The 21,531-nt window shown below is 53.5% G+C and carries 20 protein-coding genes; 9 read left to right on the top strand and 11 right to left on the bottom strand.

The genetic code is table 11. The features are described from left to right. Positions 1-26: 26 nt before the first annotated feature. From N7326_RS07950 to N7326_RS07920, 7 genes are all read right to left on the bottom strand, one after another. Positions 27-1,775: a glycoside hydrolase family 15 protein gene (locus tag N7326_RS07950; protein WP_259289533.1), complete on the bottom strand. Its 1,749-nt coding sequence runs from the start codon at positions 1,773-1,775 to the stop codon at positions 27-29. 525 nt (positions 1,776-2,300) lie between these two features. Further along, on the bottom strand, positions 2,301-2,753 hold the full coding sequence (gene rplI / locus N7326_RS07945) for a 50S ribosomal protein L9 (protein ID WP_259079606.1): 453 nt from the start codon (positions 2,751-2,753) through the stop codon (positions 2,301-2,303). Between the two features lie 107 nt (positions 2,754-2,860). Beyond that, positions 2,861-3,430: a single-stranded DNA-binding protein gene (locus N7326_RS07940; RefSeq protein ID WP_259079601.1), complete on the bottom strand. Its 570-nt coding sequence runs from the start codon at positions 3,428-3,430 to the stop codon at positions 2,861-2,863. Between the two features lie 167 nt (positions 3,431-3,597). Continuing rightward, positions 3,598-3,885 (bottom strand): 30S ribosomal protein S6, encoded by a 288-nt coding sequence (gene rpsF / locus N7326_RS07935; protein ID WP_259079599.1) that lies wholly within the window; start codon positions 3,883-3,885, stop codon positions 3,598-3,600. Positions 3,886-4,035: 150 nt separating this feature from the next. Continuing rightward, positions 4,036-4,215: a hypothetical protein gene (locus N7326_RS07930; protein WP_259079668.1), complete on the bottom strand. Its 180-nt coding sequence runs from the start codon at positions 4,213-4,215 to the stop codon at positions 4,036-4,038. A gap of 84 nt (positions 4,216-4,299) precedes the next feature. Then, on the bottom strand, positions 4,300-6,447 hold the full coding sequence (locus N7326_RS07925; RefSeq protein ID WP_411512295.1) for a transglycosylase domain-containing protein: 2,148 nt from the start codon (positions 6,445-6,447) through the stop codon (positions 4,300-4,302). Positions 6,448-6,546: 99 nt separating this feature from the next. Continuing rightward, positions 6,547-6,906: a DUF5318 domain-containing protein gene (locus N7326_RS07920; protein ID WP_259079592.1), complete on the bottom strand. Its 360-nt coding sequence runs from the start codon at positions 6,904-6,906 to the stop codon at positions 6,547-6,549. Positions 6,907-7,124: 218 nt separating this feature from the next. On the opposite strand from N7326_RS07920, the gene N7326_RS07915 reads away from it, so the two are divergent. The 3 genes from N7326_RS07915 (at position 7,125) to N7326_RS07905 (ending at position 8,809) form a co-directional block, all read left to right on the top strand. Continuing rightward, positions 7,125-7,589, top strand: a complete 465-nt coding sequence (locus tag N7326_RS07915; protein ID WP_259079590.1) for a MarR family winged helix-turn-helix transcriptional regulator — start codon at positions 7,125-7,127, stop codon at positions 7,587-7,589. A gap of 86 nt (positions 7,590-7,675) precedes the next feature. Then, positions 7,676-8,344 carry an SDR family oxidoreductase gene (locus N7326_RS07910; protein WP_259079583.1) on the top strand — a complete coding sequence of 223 codons (669 nt, stop codon included), beginning with the start codon at positions 7,676-7,678 and terminating at the stop codon, positions 8,342-8,344. Positions 8,345-8,347: 3 nt separating this feature from the next. Further along, positions 8,348-8,809: a hypothetical protein gene (locus N7326_RS07905; protein WP_259079581.1), complete on the top strand. Its 462-nt coding sequence runs from the start codon at positions 8,348-8,350 to the stop codon at positions 8,807-8,809. 71 nt (positions 8,810-8,880) lie between these two features. Here the strand turns inward: N7326_RS07905 and trhO are convergent, their stop codons facing one another. Beyond that, positions 8,881-9,813, bottom strand: coding sequence for an oxygen-dependent tRNA uridine(34) hydroxylase TrhO (gene trhO / locus N7326_RS07900; protein ID WP_259158622.1), 933 nt, complete (start codon positions 9,811-9,813; stop codon positions 8,881-8,883). A 77-nt stretch (positions 9,814-9,890) separates the two neighbouring features. On the opposite strand from trhO, the gene N7326_RS07895 reads away from it, so the two are divergent. Together N7326_RS07895 and N7326_RS07890 are read left to right on the top strand one after the other, a co-directional pair. Further along, complete coding sequence (locus N7326_RS07895) at positions 9,891-11,348, top strand: bifunctional ADP-dependent NAD(P)H-hydrate dehydratase/NAD(P)H-hydrate epimerase (RefSeq protein WP_259289534.1); 1,458 nt, start codon at positions 9,891-9,893, stop codon at positions 11,346-11,348. Then, a complete protein-coding gene (locus tag N7326_RS07890; protein ID WP_259079576.1) occupies positions 11,345-11,545 on the top strand; it encodes a hypothetical protein in 201 nt (66 codons plus the stop codon). The genes N7326_RS07895 and N7326_RS07890 overlap by 4 nt, the downstream gene beginning before the upstream one ends. A 1-nt stretch (position 11,546) precedes the next feature. Here N7326_RS07890 and N7326_RS07885 read toward each other — a convergent pair whose 3' ends face one another. From N7326_RS07885 to N7326_RS07875, 3 genes are all read right to left on the bottom strand, one after another. Continuing rightward, a complete protein-coding gene (locus N7326_RS07885; RefSeq protein WP_259079574.1) occupies positions 11,547-11,942 on the bottom strand; it encodes a DUF2752 domain-containing protein in 396 nt (131 codons plus the stop codon). A gap of 3 nt (positions 11,943-11,945) precedes the next feature. Continuing rightward, positions 11,946-14,798: a leucine--tRNA ligase gene (leuS, locus tag N7326_RS07880; RefSeq protein ID WP_263088407.1), complete on the bottom strand. Its 2,853-nt coding sequence runs from the start codon at positions 14,796-14,798 to the stop codon at positions 11,946-11,948. Between the two features lie 606 nt (positions 14,799-15,404). Continuing rightward, positions 15,405-16,424 (bottom strand): HtaA protein, encoded by a 1,020-nt coding sequence (locus N7326_RS07875; RefSeq protein WP_263088405.1) that lies wholly within the window; start codon positions 16,422-16,424, stop codon positions 15,405-15,407. Between the two features lie 447 nt (positions 16,425-16,871). Here N7326_RS07875 and N7326_RS07870 point away from each other — a divergent pair, with 447 nt between their 5' ends. The 4 genes from N7326_RS07870 to trpCF are packed head-to-tail and all read left to right on the top strand — an operon-like array spanning position 16,872 to position 21,516. Then, on the top strand, positions 16,872-18,437 hold the full coding sequence (locus N7326_RS07870) for an anthranilate synthase component 1 (protein ID WP_263088404.1): 1,566 nt from the start codon (positions 16,872-16,874) through the stop codon (positions 18,435-18,437). Next, positions 18,434-19,060, top strand: a complete 627-nt coding sequence (locus N7326_RS07865) for a glutamine amidotransferase-related protein (protein WP_263088402.1) — start codon at positions 18,434-18,436, stop codon at positions 19,058-19,060. Before N7326_RS07870 ends, N7326_RS07865 begins: the two co-directional genes overlap by 4 nt. A 16-nt stretch (positions 19,061-19,076) precedes the next feature. Then, complete coding sequence (trpD, locus tag N7326_RS07860; protein WP_259158611.1) at positions 19,077-20,099, top strand: anthranilate phosphoribosyltransferase; 1,023 nt, start codon at positions 19,077-19,079, stop codon at positions 20,097-20,099. Further along, positions 20,089-21,516: a bifunctional indole-3-glycerol-phosphate synthase TrpC/phosphoribosylanthranilate isomerase TrpF gene (gene trpCF / locus N7326_RS07855; RefSeq protein ID WP_263088400.1), complete on the top strand. Its 1,428-nt coding sequence runs from the start codon at positions 20,089-20,091 to the stop codon at positions 21,514-21,516. The genes trpD and trpCF overlap by 11 nt, the downstream gene beginning before the upstream one ends. Positions 21,517-21,531 lie beyond the last annotated feature (15 nt).

Here is a 21,531-nt window from a genome sequence, read left to right as displayed (position 1 = left end):
CACCGTGGTCTGTCTACCATTATCGCCTACGCCTGAGCGACGCTAAAAACGGTGCGCTTCTTAGATATCGGATCTAACAGTGCACCGGCTGCACCGATCGCTCCCACATGCGAGAATCCCTGCGGGAAATTCCCCCATAGTCTGTGGTTGTGCGCATCGTATTCCTCCGCTAGCAACCCCACATCATTGGCTGCCTGAAGAAGCGATGAGAACAATTTGTGTGCTTGCGACATCTCACCGGTACGCGCATAGTATTCCACCAGCCAAAAATTACAGATGAGAAAGGGAAATTCCCCTCCCTCCACGCCGTCGATCCCGGATTCGGTAGCGTAGCGGTAGATCAAGCCAGAGGGGCTGGCTAGCGTCTCCGTGATGCGCTCAACGGTGCGCGCCAATAACGGATCGGCCCAGGAGATTAATCCCGAGTAGGGGAGTTGCAGAAGGGCTGCGTCAACATGTGGGGAATCATAGGTTTGGCAAAAATATTGACCCTCAGGCTCGATTCCGTTCTGAAAAATCTCTTGTCGAATATCCATCGCGGTGTGGTGCCAGAGTGAGCGCGTCTGGGTATCTACTTTATGGCTGTGTGCTTGGTGGAGCATCGCTCGCAGGCCTCCGTAGATCATGGCCCTCGAATGCGTGAAATGGTGAAGATCTCCGCGCATTTCCCAGATTCCGCGATCTTTGTCCGCTATCCGCTCAATCATGGCATCCGTAATGATCAGCTGTGCCTGCCATGATTCGTAAGTATCGGGGTAGCCTCGATCCCGCAATTCCTGGCAAGCGATAAGCACTTCACCGGCCACGTCGGCCTGGAATTGCTCGCTAGCACCGTTGCCGATGCGCACCGGCAGAGAGGATCGATACCCCGGTAGATGGGGCAATTCCTGTTCCAGCAGATCAGTGCTACCATCAGCGCGGTACATGATTTTATAATCGTGTACAACTAATGCAACCCATTGTCTCCACCGATCAATATATGAGATCGGATTGGGGCTGACACCCAAACTATATGCTCGCGCTAGAGCTTGGATGCTAAAGGCGCTATCGCGCAACCAAGCATAGCGATAATCCCAGTTTCTGCTCCCGCCTGGCCTCTCAGGTAAAGAGGTTGTGGGTGCAGCAATAATGGCTCCTGATGGATGGCACAATTGTCGTAGTACTTGAGCACTGCGCGAGGCCGCTCGCAGTATTTCATTCGATTCTTCTAGCGAATGCGTTTGTAGGGCATAGGCTGGGTGGGCGAGGACGTAGGGCCACGTCAAACGCACCCGAAAGATATCACCCTGCCTAATAGTTGGTGGAATGTCCGGACTATCGATACTGAGATCAACTCCATGGCACTGGTGAGTACTGATGCTTGGAGAATTATATTCAACCGCTGAGCGTCCATATTCGACTCCGATAATTAGCTCGTGATTGATATCGGCTTGACCGCGTATCCCTCGAATTTCACGATCAAAGATAACAGTTCCGTGTTCAATATTAAGGGTATCTGTGCGGCTAAACTCCGCTACAGCGGTACTGTAGACGCTCGTGAGTTGTCTTCCGTCGTAATGATATTCGCGGTGACAGTGCCAATCCTTGGGATTGTGTGGCCCCAAAAACCACCGACCATGGCGCTCATCGCCAAGTACGGCGGCGAAAATTGATGGAGAATCAACCTGAGGTAAGCATAACCAGTCCACACTGCCATGGCGTGATATGAGAGCGAGTTGACCGTTAGCGCCGAGCAGAGCGTACTCAGAGATGGCGGGCGGGAGGTAATGAGGCATGAGACCCCTTCGGCATTCCGTGATTGTGTGATTCTGTGATTCCGTGAATCCCGGCTCGGAGGTAGTTGGTATATCCCTTAAAACAGTAGCTAAAAGGGGGTGGCAGGGAGATGGATTTAGCCAGCGAATATAGCGGACCTGCATACCGGAGATCAATAGTTATCCACAGGGGGTGTTGATAAGTTGACCGGAGTTGTGGATAGCGCCTCGAAGACGCAGGTGCGAGTGTGGATAAGCGTGTGCGGATGCCCGTTTTGCCTTCTCCATACAAGCAAAAGTCCAGTTCGGAGGCATTTTGAGGGTACCACTAGGCGCCCTACCCCTTTCAAGGGGAAGCATTTGACATCACGAACTTCTTGACAGCACCACAAGGCTTATGGGTTTGAGCTGGACGAAGTTATCCACACCTTGTACACAGGATAAAAATCATTCGAGGCATCCCCCGCTAAAGGGATGCCTCGAATGTGCTGTTGTCATTGGGAGAGCTTTTAAAAATTCAAGCCCACCGTCGCGGTTGCCTATTCTCTAGGCAGCTGCGACCTGAAAGTTCACGGTAGCTACAATCGTGGAGTGTAGCTTCACGTCTACCTGGTACGAACCAGTGGTCTTAACAAGACCTTTTGGCAGTACAATTGCACGCTTGTCCAGGTTAGGTCCGCCGGCTGCCTTCACAGCTGCGGCAATATCTTCAGCGCTAACAGAGCCGAAGATTTTACCCTTCTCAGAAGTGCGCACAGAAACGGTGACGCCTTCAAGCGCCTCCAGCTCAGCCTTCACTTCGCGAGCATGGTCGAAGTCGCGAATCTCGCGAGCTTGTTGGGCACGTTTGATGCCCTCAATCTGCTTCTCTGCGCCGCGGGTGGCAACAATGGCCAGGCCGCGGGGAAGCAGCAAATTACGTCCGTAGCCGTCTTTAACCTCGACGATGTCGCCTGCGACACCGAGGTTCTCGACAGCGGCGGTGAGGATCAGTCTCATGATCCCTGCCTTTCGTGGTTTTCATATCTTCCCAGTTGAAGGGGAAGAAAAGGGTGATATCTGTGATGTGCTTACGGGTTCTGCGTTCTCTGCTGATCCGGCTAGGATCAGAAGGGAGGCTCTTCGTCGCCACCAAATCCGCCAGCTGCGGGGGCCGAACCCCAGGGGTCATTGCTCGGGGCCTCAGAACGGCCGCCGAAACTGCCTGATCCGCTATCGCTATAGCCACCGGATCGTCCTTGCGGAGCCGATCCCGTCTGGGGGCGGGAACCGTAGTTACCGCCGCCACCATAATTGCCGCCACCTTCACGAGGGTTGCGGACAATATCGGCAGTAGCATAGCGCAAAGATGGGCCTACTTCATCTACTTCGAGCTCCATAACGGTGCGTTTCTCACCCTCGCGGGTTTCGTAGGAACGCTGCCTGAGCCGACCGGTTACGATAACCCGCATACCCTTCTTGAGGGATTCTGCGACGTTTTCAGCGGCTTGGCGCCAGATATTGCAAGACAAAAACAGTGCCTCGCCGTCTACCCACTGGCCCGATTGGGAATCGTACCGGCGCGGGGTGGAGGCAACCCTAAAGGTTGCTACCGCTGCGCCCTGCTGGGTAAAACGGAGTTCGGGGTCGGCGACAATATTGCCGACAATCGTCATAGTGACGTCACCTTGTGCCATGATCGTGCCTCTCTTATCTGCGTAATGTAGATCGAATAGATGCTGCTAGGGATAAATGAGTAGATGGGAGCGAGAAGAATCGCTGTCCTAGTATTCCACCATTGCGGGGCCTTGAGCGCGAGGGCTCGTATAAGGATTGCCCGAATACTGTGGATTTTAGTAGGGACTTATTTATCTCCGCGCAGGACCTTGGTACGCAGAATGCTATCGCTCAGATTCAGCCTACGGTCAAGCTCTTGGACGGTAGCAGATTCGCAGTGAAGATTGACGACGGCATAAATGCCTTCCTCATTCTTCTCAATTGGGTAGGCCAAGCGGCGCTTACCCCAGATGTCAACCTTTTCCACGGTGCCGTTTTCCTTGCGGACAACCTCAAGGAATTTGTCTAGGGACGGGGCAACGGTGCGTTCATCCTGGGATGGTTCCAGAATGATCATAATTTCGTAGTGACGCACGGACCTCATCACCTCCTATGGTCTTAATAGTATTTTGAGTCGGCCGCACCCTGGGTGGGTGTGGCAGGAGGGTCTTGTTGCGTCAGCAACCTTTCTAAAATATCGCATTCCGTGCCGAAAGTCGATTCTTTTCCTAGTTGGGCCTGCCGGTTAGAGCGAGACCGCCACTCCTATGATGACAGGAATTACTGTGATAAATACCAGTGCGATGCTAAAGAGACTCCAGGTGAGCTGAGGTTTTTTGTCATAGTAGTGAGAGAGAAAAGAGCCGGTGAAAAGTGCAAAGCCCACCATCACGCTTATAATCGCCACCAAAGTATGTGCTGCCACCGCGGTCCTTTCTGTTCGTGTCCCTAATGTACCTTGCAACATAAAGAAAATCACCACCGCTCGTATAGGCGGTGGTGATGGTTGCTACTGGCCAAATAATTCGGCCGGGAGGTTGATACCCGGGAAAACCTCAACATACTCAGGTTCCGCTGGAGCAGGAGCGGGAGCAGGAGGGGCTACGGGTGGTGCTTCCTCCACAGCCTCAGGGGTTTGAGCGGCAGGCGCCTGCGGACTCTGATAGTAGAACTGTCCACTACTATTGGTCCCCATATCTCCGACAAAGTCGGTACGTCTTATTTGCCCGAGCGGCTCAGCAGCGGGGAATTCTTCAACGGCGCGCCCGGCTAGTGCACCATCAAGAACTCCCTTCCAGATAGTCGTGGGCAGGTTGGCGCCATAGATGGAGCCGCCTCCGGCATTGAGGATAGCCGAGGAATCATCCGTGCCCACCCATACGGCAGTGGCCAGCTGTGGGGTGGCACCGACCATCCACGCGTCCTTATTGAGCCCGGTATCACCGAGCTGCTGGGTGCCAGTCTTGGCAGCAGACTGGCGGCCATCGTTGAGGACATTGTAGTTCGACCAAGCTGCGATCGGGAGCATAGCATCGATGGTATTGGAGGCTACGTTGCGTGCTACTCGGCGCTCTCCTTCACCTACTTCGTGCTGGTAGAGAACTTCACCGTCGCCCGTCTCCACGCGCTCGACGAAGTACACCTCGTGCCAAATGCCCATATTGGCCAAGGTTGCTACGGCGTGCGCCATATCGAGAGGTCGGGAGCTATATTGTCCCAAAATTACGCCCTCATAGGGCTGTCCACCATTTTCAGTTAGTGTTTCCTCTGTTCCGGTAAACGATCGCGCAACTCCAAGAGCGTGCGCCATATCCGCCACATCTTGGGTGTTATTATCGAGCGATTTTTGCACCCGAAGGAAGGGAGTGTTCAAAGACTGCTTCAACGCCTCTTTCATGGTGCAGGCGCCACCACACCCTCCGCCTTGAACTTGGGCGTTATTGCCCAGGGTGAAGGGGGCGGTGGAGTAGAGGCGGTTCGGGGAGACACCCTGTTGGAGGGCCGCGGCATAGCCGAAGATCTTAAAGGTCGAGCCGGTCTGATAGCCGGCATTGGCATAGTCCCAACCATTGGGATCCTCGCCGCCATAATAGGCTCGCACTGCACCGGTAGCTGGTTCCACCGATACGGCAGCGGTTCTTAAATTCTCTGGCTGGCCCTCCAGGTTAGAGCGCACAGTGTTCACGGTAGCCTGCTGAGCCTGGGTATCAATGGTGGTGATGATGCGCAGACCTCGGGTTTCCACATCCTCCTGGCTGATACCGTGGGCAGCTAATTCTGCCATGGCCTGGTTTTTGATGTGGCCGTTCGTGCCTTCCGCCTCGGTATAGGCCTGATTGAAGGCCGGATCGATGGTCTCTGGATAGACCGCCGCTGCACGCTCATCGGGGTTGAGCCATCCCTCGTCCACCATGCCATCGAGCACATAATTCCAGCGGGTTTCCGCCTCTGCGCGGTTCTTCCATGGGTCTAATTCGGATGGGCGCTGGATAGACGCGGCAAGAACCGCGGCCTGTTCCGCACTCAGATCCCCAGCAGTGGTACCAAAATAGGCATGGGCGGCCGCTTCGATTCCATAGGCATTACGGCCGAAATAAATGGTGTTGAGATACGCTTCGAGCACTTGATTCTTGTCCCACTCATTGGCCATCTTGACCGAGTACACCAATTCCCGCGCTTTGCGCTTATAGGAGTAGTCATTGCCTACCACCATATTTTTTACATATTGCTGGGTAATGGTGGAGCCGCCGCCGGCGGAGCTGTTTCCGGTGAGCTGGCCTATAGCGGCGCGCGCAAAACCAGTAAAGGAAAAACCGTTATTTTCGTAGAAATCACGATCCTCCGCCGCCAGGACGGCATCTCGCACTTGCGGAGGAATACGATCGAGACTTATCTCCTCGCGATTTCCTTCCGCTGGAACAATGCGGGCTAGTTCCGTCTTGCTATCGGCGGCATAAATGCGAGAGACCTGTTTGGTTACTAGTTCCCCAGGTTGCGGTACCTCGATGGAGATATAGGCCACCATAAAGATTAGAAAGGGCACCGCAATAAGCGTGGTGAGCGCAACCGCGAGGCCGGAGAAGATCCAATTCGATTTCTTTCCTGCATTTTTCTTCGGTTTCGCCGCGTCAGCGCGACCTTTTTTCTTATCAACCACGTGAAAAGCTCTCTCTCAAGTTTTTCCGTCCCAGATCTTTTCTTTTATCTTGGTCTATCTTTGTCTATCTATGTCTGGGATGCCCAATCGGATGAGTTCTTAGGGCCCAATATGTGCCGCTGCGAGTAGATGATTCCACTGGCAGTTGGGACATACCTCTACTTTATGAATAGTAAACTCTCGTCCTTGCTGTGTAAATTGCTCAATCTCCGCTAACGATCTGGCACTTCCAGAGGCTCGGCCTAATTGTTCGCCGTAGACCCACAGCACTTCGCGGAGGTCATCCTCCGAACAGATTGGACACGGATAAGGAGCGGGGGTCCCGTGATAGCGGGCAGCTGCCACAAGAAGAAAATCAGCCTCACAGACCATCGCCCGACTTACCTGCCCGGCGCGCCACTTATTGAGGAGGCGGCGACGAGCCAACCGGTGCGTGACTTGTCCTACAAATTCCACCATGCTCCCAGTTTAGCTATTTATGTTCGCTCTTAGGATTTTCTTAAGACAGCGACTTCTAACGATTTACCTGCCCACAGAAAGGCTGGAACTAGACTTATTGAGTAATCCGTCTTCCAGCGCGAAAGGTCTTTTTACAGATATAAATGTGATCAATTAATCAACGTTCATGCAGCTTAAACTCGAACTCAGGATGGGAAAATAGCTACAATTAGAAGATTATGAATGCTGAAACCGCCAGAGAACTAGCAATCCGCGTGCGCCCTGCACTGACGAAACTTTATGTGCTCTATTTCCGTAAGGCGCAGTCCTCCGACCTCACTGGTCCGCAGCTGACTATCTTGGCGCGACTAGCCGAAGAAGGTGCCTGCCGTATTAGCCATATTGCGAAGGCCGAGGGTATTCGGATGCCGACCGCCTCTAATGCCCTGCACCAATTGGAGGACCGGGGAATGGTTGAGCGGCTCCGCGAGGAAGCAGACAGGCGCGGGGTCAGGGTTCAGCTCACCGATTTCGGCCGCCGTGAGCTGACGAGGGTGGGGGAGGAGCGTATCGGTCACCTCACGGATATGTTCACCTCTCTTCCGGAGGAAGATTATGACGACGCCGTGCGCCTCGCCTCTTTAATACAAGACCTCGCTGATTCCTACGGCGATATTGTAGAGAATGCCCGCGAGGTTGAGTGACCCTGTTCTGATACCCCCTATACCATCGACCACGTTGCCGGGTACGCTGGGATCTATATTCTGTCGATCTCAAGGAGCCTTGGTCTATGTCTCAGCAGTCCTTAGCAACCGCGCTTATAACGGGGGCGAGCCGCTCCGTAGGAAAGCGGCTTACTGAGCTATTGCTAGAGTCGGGCTACTATGTCTACGCCCAGCACCATCGCAGTATGATCCCCTTCGAGCATGAAAACCTCGAATGGTTCCAGTTAGATCTAGCCCACGGGGATATGGCAAAACTACCTGTCGTCGATCGACTTGACGCCCTTGTCCACTGCGCCGGCATCGCCACTCTCGGGCCCACAGCCACCCAGCCGCGCAGCGAATGGGAAGCCCATATGGACGTCAATCTTCTAGGCCCCTATGAATTAACTCAGCACTATCTACCGGCACTTGAACGCAGCAGTGGCCAGATGATCTATGTGAATTCTGGTGCGGGACTTAATACTCATGCACACTGGGGCGCTTATTCGGCTAGCAAATTCGCCGCCCGTGCATGGTGTGAGGCACTTAGACAAGAGCATAAGTCGATACGCATCAGTAGTGTTTACCCGGGCCGCATCGCCACCGATATGCAACGAGCTATCCGAGAGCAGGAGGGTGGACCGTATACTGAGAGTGAGTACTTATCGGTGGACACCGTTGCAGACACCCTGCTGAATATCCTCACCCTGCCTGCCGACGCCCACATTCCTGATCTCTCAATCCGTCCGAGGTAGGCCATGGACCATCCCGAAAATGACTTAAGTTCCGATGCCGATTACGCCAACCGCTTTAGACCCGGCGCGCACTCATTCGATGAATTAGCCGATGCCACTGATCCTTTAGCGGAAGCTCTACGTAACCGCACCTCAACCAGGCAGGCGATCTACTTTGCCCTACTCACTCCGCTTCTGACCGCACTCGTGGCATATATTTTGGCTTGGGTTGCGCGGTGGAGGGGCGGGCCGCTCTGTGATGGCGGCGAGGTTGTATGGATTTGTTCAAGGAACGCGGAGTTATGGTGGCCTGCACTTACGAGTGTCATACCAATAGTGGCGACTTTAGGGTGCGCGGTCATAATGTATCGGAAATATTTAGGGTATACCCGATGGCGCCCCTGGATGGGCACCTTCTGGTTTTTGGTACCGTTCTCAATGATCTGGATGGTCACCGTATTCCAGATGTCCATCGTGGGCCATTAGCTCCTTGACATCCATATACAGAAATCTCAAGCCCCCGCGCAGGTGAATGCTCGGGGGCTGGAGTGGTTTTTTTAGTGGGTACTCAGACTAGCGTGCCGAGCCACTTCAGCGCATTCGGGGCGCCCGCAGTGACGGGTTTCGAGGTTCTCGTAACAGTCTGGGCACATGAGAACGAGATCTCGACAATTGTCTTCGTTGATGCAGTGCTCAAATTTATTCGTGGGTGCACCGCACTTGCAGTGGCCAAGTTGGACAAAGCCGGGGTCTTTTACTCCGGCGCCAAATTCTAGGTGCATGCGCTGGTCAAAGACATAGAGAGAGCCTTCCCACAGTCCAGAGTTGCCGAACTGCTCTCCATAGCGCACGATACCGCCGTCAATTTGATAGACCTCCTTAAATCCTCGGTTCTTCATGAGCGAGGAGAGGATTTCGCAACGGATTCCGCCAGTGCAATACGACACTACAGGTTTATCTTTCATCCAGTCGTATTTGCCAGATTCAAGCTCGCGGATGAAATCATGAGTGGTACGCACATCGGGGACAACGGCGTTTTTAAATTTGCCAATCTCGGCTTCCATGGCATTGCGGCCATCAAAGAAGACGACCTCCTCACCGCGCTCTTCCACCAGCTTATTGACATCCTCGGGTTTCAAGTGAATTCCACCGCCGACGACACCACGCTCATCGACTTTAAGTTCACCCGGTGCACCGAAGGCGACGATCTCATCGCGAACTTTAACGCTTAGCTTAGGGAAGTCATCGGCCCCTCCGTCGGACCATTTAAATTCAGTGCCCTTAAAGCCTGGGTACTCACGGAATTTTCGGACGTACCGTTTGCAAGCGGCCATATCGCCGCCGACAGTACCGTTGATGCCGTGTTCGGAGATGAGAATTCGACCTTTAAGGCCGAGCAATTCACACAGTTCACGCTGCCATAACATAACCGCCTTAGGGTCTTTAATGGGAGTGAACTTGTAGTACAGGAGAATTTTGCCAACGCTCATAATATAGTCAAGCCTAGTCGGCGATCTTGGTTCACACCTAACCCAATGAGGGTGATATATCCCGTACGCTTGAGGGTATGTTCACCGCTTATGTGGCCACAACGATTCGCGAGGCTGAGAAGCCCCTTATTCATCCCGACGATCGGCTTATGCGTACTGCCGCTCACGCTGTGGCCGATCACATTGCTGCATGTGTTCGCGCCGACGCCACTATACTGATCTTGGCTGGCACAGGAGGCAACGGTGGTGATGGTCTCTATGCAGGGGTGGATCTCATTAAGCGTGGCTATGACAGAATTTGTGCATATATGCCAGATGAGGCCTACCCTCCGGCACTCACAGCCTTCACCGAGGCTGGGGGATCTATAATCGGCGATCTTGATAAGATCACTCCTGATCTTATTGTCGATGCCCTCGTGGGCCTCGGCTGCCATAGCGGAATTGATCCAAAGATAGACAATTTTATTGCGCACAATCAAAATGCGGTCATCGTGAGTGTGGATATTCCCAGTGGAATTGATGCCGATACGGGTGTCGCCTTCAGCCCACATATACGCGCAGATCATACGATCAGTTTTGGAGCGGCTCGGGGTGCCCATCTCATCAGTCCTCATTGTGGCACTATTTCCATTGCACCCATTGGAATTGAAGATCATCTCCACACTCCCTTGGGGTACCTGAGCCATAGCATCACCGCTGATGGGAAAATCGGAGTTCGAGGGGCAGACTTCGACGCCCACCGCGTCATCCCTGGACCACTCGATCACAAATACAGTGGGGGAGTAGTGGGGATTATTGCTGGTAGCCCCACCTATCCAGGTGCAGCGGTGCTGGCGACTACCGCCGGTGTGCAAGCCACCAGCTCCATGGTGCGCTATCTCGGACCATGCGCGAACGAAGTCATTGCTCTTAATCCTGAGGTAGTATGCCAAGACGGAGCGGTCGATGCCTGGGTGATCGGTCCAGGCGGAGCAGGAGCGGCCGATATCGAGAATATTCTTGGCTCTCCTTGCCCCGTCATCCTTGACGCTGGAGCATTGACCACGCTAGCGCAATCGGAGCTTTTGCGTAGTCAGCTGATCGCGCGCACAGATCCCACTGTTCTTACGCCACACCACGGAGAATTTGAGACTCTGGCGCGAAATTTCTGCACGGAATCACTAGCCACGGGCGGCTTAGGGGCCATTCAAGAGCTTGCGGATCATATGGGCCATACTCTTGTGGTGAAGGGGAGAAAAACAGTGATATGCACAGGCAGTAGGGACGCAGTGATAGCAATAGATTCGGGTCACTCGTGGCTAGCAACCCCGGGAACCGGTGACCTCTTGGCAGGGATGATGGGAGCGTGGGTAGCCCACCACCAGGCCCGTCAGCTCAATATCAATCTCGCTATACCACTCAGTGTCCATATCTTAAATATCGCAGGGTTCCTAGCGGCACAAACGACCTATGGGGCGGCACCAACGTCAGCGAGTGCGGTAGCACGAAAAATTCCTGAGGCTACAGCCGCGATCCTCTACACTAAAAAACTATGAGATTTGGAATGCGAAAACCCTCCCTCAAGAAATCCATCAAAGCGCGCACCACCGGCCGCGCTAAACGCGCTGTCAAGCGCACTCTTATCCCCGGTTATGGCCAACGCGGTATGGGCTTGGTCAAAGACCCCAAAAGGGCTGTGAAAAACGCTATCTATAAGCGCACCACATTCAGCCTCTGGGACCTTTTCCGCTGATTTATACCTGCAACTCAGGCACTACTAGGCGCAGTATAAACCACACCACAAAGCCACCGGCTAAAAGCCACCATACCCAGCGCTGTGAGGTCCATGTCGGTATTCTGAGCGCGAAGGTCTTCGCTAGCCAATAAAGCCAGGCCCACGCCGCGAGAACAAGCACCACAAGGCCATAAGCATTCATTGCTAGGGCCTTGGCGATATCGAGGTGGAGTACATAGTAGAGCATCCGGGTGCTACCGCAGATTGGACAATTAAATCCAAATAACGCCTTCGACGGGCACAGGGGGGCACGCGGTGCGGTGGGATCGATGACTACGAGCGCGATACATCCCATCACGCCTGCCCCCAGAACGAGGAGCGGACCTAGGGGGCGCTCCTCGAGGGGTAGAGACATGAGTTATTTCACCACAAGATTGACCATGCGACCGGGCACGACGATTTCCTTGATAATGTCCTTTCCAGCTATATGCTGGGCGATCGTCTCGTGGTTACGTGCGGCTGTAATGACAGCGTCCTGATCGGCGTCAGCCGCGACCATGATGCGGGCGCGTACCTTGCCGTTAATTTGCACCGGCAGTTCCACCTCGTCATCGCTGAGCCATTTCTCGTCATAGGATGGGAATGGTTCGAAGGCGATCGTAGAGTCGTGGCCGAGTCGCTGCCACAATTCTTCAGCGATATGCGGGGCTAATGGGGCAATCATAATAATCAAGGGCTCCACGGCCTGGCGGGGCACCGCTCCCTTATAATTCTTGGTGAGGAAGTTGACGTACTCGATCGACTTCGCCACCACCGTATTCAGGTGCAGGGCCTGATAGTCCTCAGTAATACCTGCGATCGTACGATGCAGAGTTTTGGTGGCTTCATCGGAAAGCGCCTCGGCGGTCACCGCGAGCTCGCCGGTATCCTCATGAACAACCAGGCGCCACAGGCGCTGCAAGAACCGCTGCGACCCCACAACATCCTTTGTTGCCCACGGACGGGAGGTATCCAGGGGGCCCATCGCCATCTCATACACACGGAGAGTATCCGCGCCAAAATCATCGCAGATTTCATCAGGAGATACCGCATTCTTCAGCGATTTGCCCATTTTTCCGTATTCCTGATGAACCTTTTCTCCCTGGTAGAAGAATTCACCATCGCGCTCGATGACATCGGCAGCAGGCACGTAGACGCCGCGCGAATCGGTATAAGCAAATGCCTGAATATACCCTTGGTTGAAGAGACGACGATAGGGCTCAAAGGAACTGACATACCCTAAGTCAAAGAGAACTTTGTGCCAAAAGCGAGCATAAAGCAAATGGAGGACCGCGTGCTCCACGCCGCCTACATAAAGGTCAACGCCGCCACAATCGCCCTCCCACTGCGGGCCGGTCCAGTATTTCTCATTCTCAGGATCGCAGAATGCCTGATCATTCTTAGGATCGATATAGCGCAATTGGTACCACGAGGAACCTGCCCATTGCGGCATCACATTGGTATCACGGCGATAAGTTTGAAGGCCATCGCCTAGATCGAGCTCCACATTCACCCAGTCCTCTGCCTTCGCGAGCGGTGGCTGAGGGGCAGAATCGGCATCGCTCGGGTCAAAGGTCGCGGGCTTATAATCCTGAACCTCGGGCAAGACTACCGGTAGCTGGGATTCGTCTAAGCCGTGGGGGATACCGTCAGAGTCATAGACAATGGGAAAAGGCTCGCCCCAGTAGCGCTGCCTGGCAAAGAGCCAATCTCGCAGCTTATACTGCACCTTAACCTCGCCGATGCCCTCAGCCATCAACCAATCAGTGGCTTTTTTAATAGCCGCATCCTTGCCCAGGCCATTGAGATCCAAGCCGCGTTGATTAGCCGAATTGATATGTGGGGCATCGGAGGTAAAAGCCTCGGTGGAAATATCGCCGTCGAGCACAGGCACGATATCAAGACCGAAAGCGCGGGCGAATTCATAATCCCTTATATCGTGCGCAGGAACTGCCATAATCGCACCCGTACCGTAGCCGGTGAGTACATAGTCAGCGATGAAGACGGGGATATCGGCGCCGTTGACCGGGTTAGTGGCATAGACACCGAGGAAAACGCCCGTTTTCTCCTTATTTTCTTGGCGCTCTACATCCGATTTTGCGGCAATATCAGCGCGATACGCAGCGACGGCTGCAGCGGGATCATCAGTTCCATAGGTCCAGCGCTCATCAACGCCTTCATAGCTTGGGTTCCCAGTTGCGAGCAACGTGTCAACGAGCTCGTGCTCGGGAGCAAGAACCATATAGGTAGCACCAAAAAGGGTGTCGGGGCGGGTGGTGAATACGCGAATCTTATGATTATGGCTTGTAAAATCGAGCTCTGCCCCGCGAGAACGTCCGATCCAATTGCGCTGCATGCTCTTGACCTTCTCAGGCCAATCAAGCAGCTCTAAATCATCGATAAGGCGATCAGAATAGGCGGTGATACGCATCATCCACTGCACCAATTTCTTGCGGAAAACTGGGAAGTTACCGCGTTCGGATTTGCCCTCCGCGGTGACTTCCTCATTTGCCAAAACAGTGCCCAGCCCGGGGCACCAGTTGACCATCGAATGTGACTGATAAACGAGGCGGTATTCGTCGATGACGTCGGCCTGTTGGATTCGGTCGAGTGCTGTGTAATCGTGGGTGTGAAATTCCTCAGCCAAATGCGCTGGAATCTCTCGTTGGCCGGATTCTAGTAGGGGGATCAGTTCCGCTATGCGGCGAGCTTTATTTTCGTGGGGATCAAACCACGCATTGTAGATTTGGAGGAAGATCCACTGGGTCCACCGGTAGAAATCTTCATCGGTGGTGGCAATCGAGCGGCGCTTATCGTGACCTAATCCCAATCGATCAAGCTGACGTTGCATATTTGCAATCGACTCTTGGGTTTTTATTGCTGGGTGAGTTCCCGTTTGGATTGCATACTGTTCTGCCGGTAGACCGAAGGCATCATAACCGAGAGTATGGAGAACATTTTTGCCTTGCATCCGGTTAAAGCGGGCATAGACATCTGTTGCGATATATCCGAGAGGGTGGCCGACATGTAGGCCCACACCTGAAGGGAAGGGGAACATATCTTGAACGAAAAGCTTATCGGCTTTAAATTCGCCCTCACCAGCCAAGGCACCCACGGGGTTCGCTGCGTTGAAGGTTCCATTCTCGCGCCAGTATTCTTGCCACTTCTTTTCAATGAGGCCAGCTAGTGCGGGGGAGTAGCGGTGTGCGGGAATCTCACTCGGATTAGTCATGTGTCATAGTCTAATACGGCAAGAGAATTCGGTGTTAGTACGTGTTAGTACTAATTCTCAAGCTTTTTCACCCGAATGGCAGTGGAGAAAGGCAGCGACTACTTCCTCGCATCGCGGGGATATCAGCAAATTTGGAACCTCACCGAGAGCTCACGCCTGTAGAGAGTGATAACTCCGTTTTACGGCGATCGACGCTGTGCATCTCACTCATCCACTCTGACGGCCGAGGCCTCGACCACCTCATTTCTCCATCTCATACCCGAAATTTATGCGCATATCATGATCAATCTGGGGCCTTTAGTTCAAGACCCCAGATTCGACCGGCAGAAGGGTGAGGTAGTCATAATATCTCTGGTATGAGTGCAATAACGCGTCCTTTGTCTACCATAAAGTTGAGATTTGAATTGAGTACAATCTAAATGGAGCTGATGCCTCAAAGCAAACCATGTTCATTTTAGCTAGATTTATCCTCACTGAATGCCACTGATATAACAGATGAGACAGCGCGAGGTCCCATATCCGCGGGCTAATGCTACCTCCTGCACTGACTCTCCACCGCACACGTGAAAAAACCGCTCAGTATCACTGTAGTAGAGCCCAAGCTCGCTAGGAAGCAAAAGTGAGGGTAGCTAAATCAATGATGCCGTGATGCAGTGTTTGCGTTCCGCTAGCTGCGTCGACATGTCCGATAACCGTCCGCTGCATGCTATCAGTGCCCAGATTGAGACCACGCGAAATCTCAGCACTCACGCTATATCCACCCTCGCGACGAGGATGAAGCCACGGATTGGCCACGGCTACTTCTAAAGTTGAGAATTTAGCCTTCAAGAGCACCACGCCCTTATAGCGAATAACCCCATCGGGCTGATCGGCCTCCTTTGTGTAGCTAACCTCATCGTCGGTGCGATCAGCGCCCTCGCGCGTACCGATTCCACCCCGAAGTGCGGAAGTGACTGCTTCCATGCCAGAGGCATCAACGAGCAAATCACGGGTCGGAATAGACGTGCGCGGCCCAGGGCTTGGATCGAATGGGATGGGGATAAAAAGTTCTTCGTCTGGATTTATACTTGCAGCAGCAGCATAGGTATAGACTCCGTACTGATCGCCGGCGGTAGTCGCTGGTGGGTCGACGACAATACGGGCAAGAAAGCTGCCGTCATCGTGCATAGGCTGTGCCACTCGAGCAAGTACCCTGCGCATATCTACAGGGAAGTCCGGCACGGCCGCGAGACTAGATTCGGTGAGCATCCACGCCATACGATCATGGGGGTGCTGGCGCGCCGAACTTGGGGCTTTCTCGGACGGTTTCCAGTCGTTGGCCAATCCCGAATAAAGAACATAGACACCGTTAGGAACCCCAGGAGGAATGGGGAAAATAAAACCGCCGCGGTTGGCACCAGGGTCAAACCCGCTCCCATGAACATAAAGGATATCGCCGCGATGTACTGGCTTAGTGATGGGATTACCGTTCTCATCGGTCACTGAGATCGAAGGATGGGCCTGAATATCTGAGTGCGGAAAGACGTTGAGATCATCTGGAACCACAGGAAGAGCTGTGGCCGGTGCAGCTGTGTTGAGTGCTACCGAGAGGACACCCACGAGGGCATAAGTAATTAAACGTCGCATGAGCTCGAGGATAATCTATTGAGCTGTTAAATCCTAGAGATTTCAGTCACCGCGTGAGATGTCACTAGCTGTCACGGATCAGGCTCGTTACGTCAGTGTGACGAAAAAGGTTAAGGGCAAACTATAGGTCGTGGCATTATTCGAGTGGCTTCTCGCCAAACTTTTCAACCAATAAAACTACCCCTATTAAGGAAAAAGAATTGCCAAGAGCCCGGGGAGACATGTAGATTACGTGTTAATGAATACGATGAAGAATTTCTGGTGGCGCCCGTAGTCCGCGGGCTCTTCGTTGATTCTTTATTAAAAATATCGGCCCTCGGAACCAGCCATAGTGTTGTTGGTGGGGGTCTTTTTTGTACTCACTGCTAGCAGCATTACAGCGATTCCTATGAGTTCAAGAAAGTACCCCATGCACACTCATCTCAATCCCAAAAGCAAGTGCTCTGTATGATCAGCACCCACGTAGAGAAAGTCGAATACCGAGACGATGCCGCTGGACTCTTTCAGTTTCTGGGAGCCACCGTACGCGATGATTCCGTCCTCCTTGAAGGCGCAGATATCGCCTCGAAGAAGAAAACGACGTGTCTGGCCATCGTCAGAGGAGCTGCTCGCGTCACATGTTCTGGCCCTTGGGTGAGTATCGAGGCGTTATCCGATATAGGGTGCCATATTATTGACGATCTCGCTGTGCAATTATCAGACTATCGCTGTGAGCACTCATCGGATCTGCTAGTAGTAGAATTCCCACCAAGCAATGAGATTGATGAGCGAGCTCGTCTTCTCGCCATCAATAATACCCACGTACTCAGACTGTTGGCCCTTCACGCCTCCTACTCGGGTCAGATCCTTCCATTTTTGGCTGGGGGATTTGCCTTCGATCTTTTAGAAACCTTTGAAGAGCTGCCACCGGTTGCTATGGGTCATAATAGCTACCCCGATTATCAATTCCTCGTAGCTGAAGAGATATTACGAATTAATCATTGCGAGCGCACCGCTGATATTGAGGTCCTTGGCTTAAGTGCGGAGGCCGCCACACAGCGTGCTTTGCAGCTGAAGGAACAGATTAGCCACGCACCGCAGCATTTTCCCTCGGATGTTCCCCCCGTCGGCGAAGAAGAACCGTTGCAAGCACGAGCTGATCTTAGTGACAGTGTCTTTTGTGCTCATATCGCACGGTTAAAGGAGGCAATTTATTCTGGGGATATTTATCAGGTTGTCCCGGCCCGCACATTTACTCTCGAATGCCCGGATGCTTTTGCAGCCTATAAAGTACTGCGGGAAACGAATCCGTCACCCTATATGTTTTATGTGCGCGGAAAAGAAAGTGCCGCGGGGGAGAGCTTTGAACTCTTTGGAGCGTCACCGGAATCTAATCTCACTTTCGATCACAGGAGCCGAGAGGTTCAGCTTTATCCCATCGCGGGCACGAGACCCCGAGGTCTCAATAGCGATGGCAGCATTAACGAGGAGCTAGATATACGCCAAGAATTAGTCATGCGCACCGACGCAAAAGAAATAGCTGAGCATATAATGCTCGTGGATCTCGCCCGCAATGACCTCGCCCGTGTGTCCATCCCCGCCACCCGCAGGGTAGACGAACTCTTGCACGTCGATCGGTATTCGCGAGTAATGCATTTGGTATCGCGAGTGACTGCAACGCTTCATCCTGAGGTCGATGCTTTAGATGCCTACCGAGCATGTATGAATATGGGAACACTCACAGGAGCGCCGAAACTGCGTGCGGTGTCCCTCTTGCGCGAAGTTGAGCAGCAGCGCCGTGGCTCCTATGGAGGTGCATTAGGGTATGTGCGCGGTGACGGCAGCTTGGATAGTTGTATTATTATTCGATCGGCTTTTGTCAAAGATGGCCAGGCGGCGGTACAGGCGGGTGCTGGGGTGGTTCGAGATTCCTCGCCTCAAGCCGAGGCTGACGAGACGGTGCACAAAGCATATGCGGTGCTGGATGCTATCGCACAAGCCGCAGGACGAAAGCTAGAGGTGGAACGTTCATGACCATCCGGATTGTTCTCATCGATAATCACGATTCTTTTGTCTATAACTTGGTCGACGCTCTCAGTGATTATGAATGCATCGTCTTTCGCAATACGGTGCCGATTGAACAGGTCCTGCAAGCCCAACCCGATCTCATCTGTCTATCTCCAGGGCCTGGTTACCCAGCGCAGGCAGGCAAAATGATGGAGCTCATTGACAACTGTATCGGTCGCATTCCGATTCTTGGTATCTGCTTAGGATTCCAAGCGCTCGTGGAGCACTGTGGTGGCCGAATAGAACCCTGCGGTCCCGTCCATGGCACCACAGATCTGATGGAATTAAGCCCAGCAGGTGAAAAGAGCCCCCTCTTTCACGGTCTGGGCCTCGAGAGGATACCGGGAGTTCGCGGCGACAAAGTCACGGTTCCGGTAGCGCGCTATCACTCTCTCGGAGCGGTAACCGTACCCACAGGAATGGTGTCTCTTGCTACTGCACCCTCGGATATTGGCCCTGTGGTCATGGCCGCTATCACTGAGGATCAGCGAGCTATCGGGGTGCAATTCCATCCCGAATCTATTCTCACTCCGCAAGGGCCTGAGATCATTGATCGCATGATCTCGCTCTTATGCCGATCATCGTCTTAACGAAGGATCTCAACTCATGACAACTATGCACGAAAGATTTGTCGCTTTTTTAGATAACCCAACCCCCTCTGTCCAGGAAGTGGCCGAGGTATTCGCCCCGTTAACGGTCGGGGAGTACGACGATATCCATATCGCAGCACTTCTTGCTACTATTCGGACGCGGGGTGAAACCTATGCGGATATCGCTGGAGTAGCTCGGGCCTTTTTAAAGGCAGCTCGCCCGATTCCTATTTCTGGCGAGGGTGTGCTGGATACCGCTGGTACTGGAGGCGACGGTCTCCATACCATCAATATCTCAACTGGAGCCTCATTGATCGCCGCCGCGGGTGGTGCGAAAGTGATTAAATGTGGGAATCGCTCCGTCAGCTCACAATCTGGATCGGCGGATGTCCTCGAAGCATTAGGTATCCCCCTCGATCTCGATCCTGAACGGGCCATACGTCAATTCGAATCCTCGGGCTTCACCTTCCTTTTTGCTCCCGCCTATCATCCAGCGGTGGCCCACGTTGTACCTGTACGCACCTCATTAAAAATTCCCACTATTTTCAATACCATTGGTCCGATTCTTTCTCCGGTACAACCCGAGTTTCAGCTCATGGGGATCGCTAATCCGGCTCTAGGGGATATGATCGCCCGAGTATTTCGAGATCTAGGTCGCAAGAGAGCTATGGTTGTCCACGGTGGGGGAATGGACGAAATTGCCCTACACGCGCCGACTACAATATGGGAGTTACTACCCGATGGCACAATCGACCATTATGAACTCTCACCAGAAGACCTGGGATTAACTCGCCGCCCCATTTCTGCGTTACGTGGGGGCGATGCCACTGCGAATGCTGCCTTCCTGCGCCAGGTATTCGCCGGACGCGGTAGCGCAGCACACCGAGATGCCCTGTGTGCATCAGCTGGTGCCATATTCTATCTCCACGGTCAGGCCCAAACTTTTAAGGAAGGCGTTCAGCGGGCTCAGGCGCTTCTCGATGATCAGGTCGTCGATCGCTGGTTGGACCTTCATGAGAGGGCAGATTATGGACGCTAAAATGCCCACTATCCTGGAAAATATTGTGCGTTCACGGCGCCATCAACTGGCTGATATTGCCTCCCGCATCCCAGGCATAGAAAATTCTTCACTGCCGCGTTCGCAGCGGAGTCTAGAGCTGAGTCTGAGCCAACCCGGCGCGCAGTTCATACTAGAGTGCAAGTCTTCTTCCCCTTCCTTGGGTCTTATTCGTTCTGAATATCGTCCGGGGGAGATCGCGCGGGTTTACTCCCGGTATGCGGCTGCGATCTCGGTCTTATGCGAGCCGAGCTTCTTTGGCGGAGATTATGATCACCTCGCAACTGTCAGCGCGAGCACCCATCTTCCGGTCCTGTGTAAAGATTTTATTATCGACGAAATCCAGATAACAGCTGCGCGTTATTTCGGTGCGGATGCCGTCCTCTTAATGCTGAGCGTTCTAAGCGATGCCGAGTATCGCTTACTTGCTCGCCGAGCCACTGAGTTAGGAATGGATATTCTCACGGAGGTCGTCAACGCCGATGAGGCTAGGCGAGCCCTTCACCTAGGGGCTCGGATCATAGGGGTGAATCACCGTAACCTCCACGATCTTAGTATCGATCTCACCCGCTCAGCCCGCCTACGTGAAATCATTGGCGATCGCGCGGTGGTGGTTGCTGAGTCCGGAATTCGCGATCATCGAACAGTTCGCTCCCTCGCCGCCCACTCCGACGCTTTTCTCGTGGGCTCTCAGCTGACCTCCCAAGAAGATATTGACCGAGCCTGCCGCTCCTTGATCTACGGCGACCATAAGGTATGCGGTCTGCGTTCACCTCAGGTAGCTGAGGTCGCCCGCGCCGCCGGGGCGAGGTACGGAGGTCTCATTGTTGCCCCCTCGAGTCCACGCAATGTTTCACGTGAAACATCGCAAAAAGTCATAACAAATGAACCTGGCCTTGACTATATCGCGGTCACGACCGATACCGAGAACTGGCCAGCCTTTGATAATGAGGGGTTTTACGCAATCCAACTTCACGCTCCCTATCAGGGTTCGCTGGAAAAAGAGGAGTCACTCGTTAAACGGGCCCGAGATCGCTATGGGGACGGGCTCTTTGTTTGGCGCGCCGTCTCTATGACCTCACCACAGGGACCACAACTAGCTCGCAATTTAGCGCCGCTCGTCGATCTTCTGGTCCTCGATGCGCATCACGGTGGCAGTGGCCTTAGCTTCGACTGGGCGCGAGTCCCCAACGATATAGCGCATCACTGTCTCTTGGCAGGCGGTATCTCTGCTGACCACCTCGATGATGCCCTCGCTGTGGGAACACGAGGTTTAGATTTCAATTCCGGACTCGAATACCCGCGCGGGAGCGCGTACCAGCACCATAAGAACGCTGCACTCATCAAGGATATCTTCACCTCTATCCGCCGCTATGCCAATCCCCTCAACCCTTTTTAAAAACCCAAAACCTAC

The sequence above is a fragment of the Corynebacterium sp. ES2794-CONJ1 genome, from assembly GCF_025660615.1.
In the GTDB taxonomy this organism is placed as follows: domain Bacteria; phylum Actinomycetota; class Actinomycetes; order Mycobacteriales; family Mycobacteriaceae; genus Corynebacterium.
This window is presented reverse-complemented; position numbering and strand designations above follow the sequence as displayed.

What these genes read in the sequence shown, in the direction of transcription:
- rplI (WP_259079606.1), bottom strand. Translation starts at nt 2,753, where the DNA reads ATGAGACTGATCCTCACCGCCGCTGTCGAGAACCTCGGTGTCGCAGGC.
- trpCF (WP_263088400.1), top strand. Translation starts at nt 20,089, where the DNA reads ATGGACGCTAAAATGCCCACTATCCTGGAAAATATTGTGCGTTCACGG.
- N7326_RS07950 (WP_259289533.1), bottom strand. Translation starts at nt 1,775, where the DNA reads ATGCCTCATTACCTCCCGCCCGCCATCTCTGAGTACGCTCTGCTCGGC.
- N7326_RS07920 (WP_259079592.1), bottom strand. Translation starts at nt 6,906, where the DNA reads ATGGTGGAATTTGTAGGACAAGTCACGCACCGGTTGGCTCGTCGCCGC.
- N7326_RS07905 (WP_259079581.1), top strand. Translation starts at nt 8,348, where the DNA reads ATGGACCATCCCGAAAATGACTTAAGTTCCGATGCCGATTACGCCAAC.
- trpD (WP_259158611.1), top strand. Translation starts at nt 19,077, where the DNA reads ATGACAACTATGCACGAAAGATTTGTCGCTTTTTTAGATAACCCAACC.
- leuS (WP_263088407.1), bottom strand. Translation starts at nt 14,798, where the DNA reads ATGACTAATCCGAGTGAGATTCCCGCACACCGCTACTCCCCCGCACTA.
- N7326_RS07885 (WP_259079574.1), bottom strand. Translation starts at nt 11,942, where the DNA reads ATGTCTCTACCCCTCGAGGAGCGCCCCCTAGGTCCGCTCCTCGTTCTG.
- N7326_RS07940 (WP_259079601.1), bottom strand. Translation starts at nt 3,430, where the DNA reads ATGGCACAAGGTGACGTCACTATGACGATTGTCGGCAATATTGTCGCC.
- N7326_RS07910 (WP_259079583.1), top strand. Translation starts at nt 7,676, where the DNA reads ATGTCTCAGCAGTCCTTAGCAACCGCGCTTATAACGGGGGCGAGCCGC.
- N7326_RS07865 (WP_263088402.1), top strand. Translation starts at nt 18,434, where the DNA reads ATGACCATCCGGATTGTTCTCATCGATAATCACGATTCTTTTGTCTAT.
- N7326_RS07890 (WP_259079576.1), top strand. Translation starts at nt 11,345, where the DNA reads ATGAGATTTGGAATGCGAAAACCCTCCCTCAAGAAATCCATCAAAGCG.
- N7326_RS07875 (WP_263088405.1), bottom strand. Translation starts at nt 16,424, where the DNA reads ATGCGACGTTTAATTACTTATGCCCTCGTGGGTGTCCTCTCGGTAGCA.
- N7326_RS07915 (WP_259079590.1), top strand. Translation starts at nt 7,125, where the DNA reads ATGAATGCTGAAACCGCCAGAGAACTAGCAATCCGCGTGCGCCCTGCA.
- trhO (WP_259158622.1), bottom strand. Translation starts at nt 9,813, where the DNA reads ATGAGCGTTGGCAAAATTCTCCTGTACTACAAGTTCACTCCCATTAAA.
- N7326_RS07870 (WP_263088404.1), top strand. Translation starts at nt 16,872, where the DNA reads ATGATCAGCACCCACGTAGAGAAAGTCGAATACCGAGACGATGCCGCT.
- N7326_RS07895 (WP_259289534.1), top strand. Translation starts at nt 9,891, where the DNA reads ATGTTCACCGCTTATGTGGCCACAACGATTCGCGAGGCTGAGAAGCCC.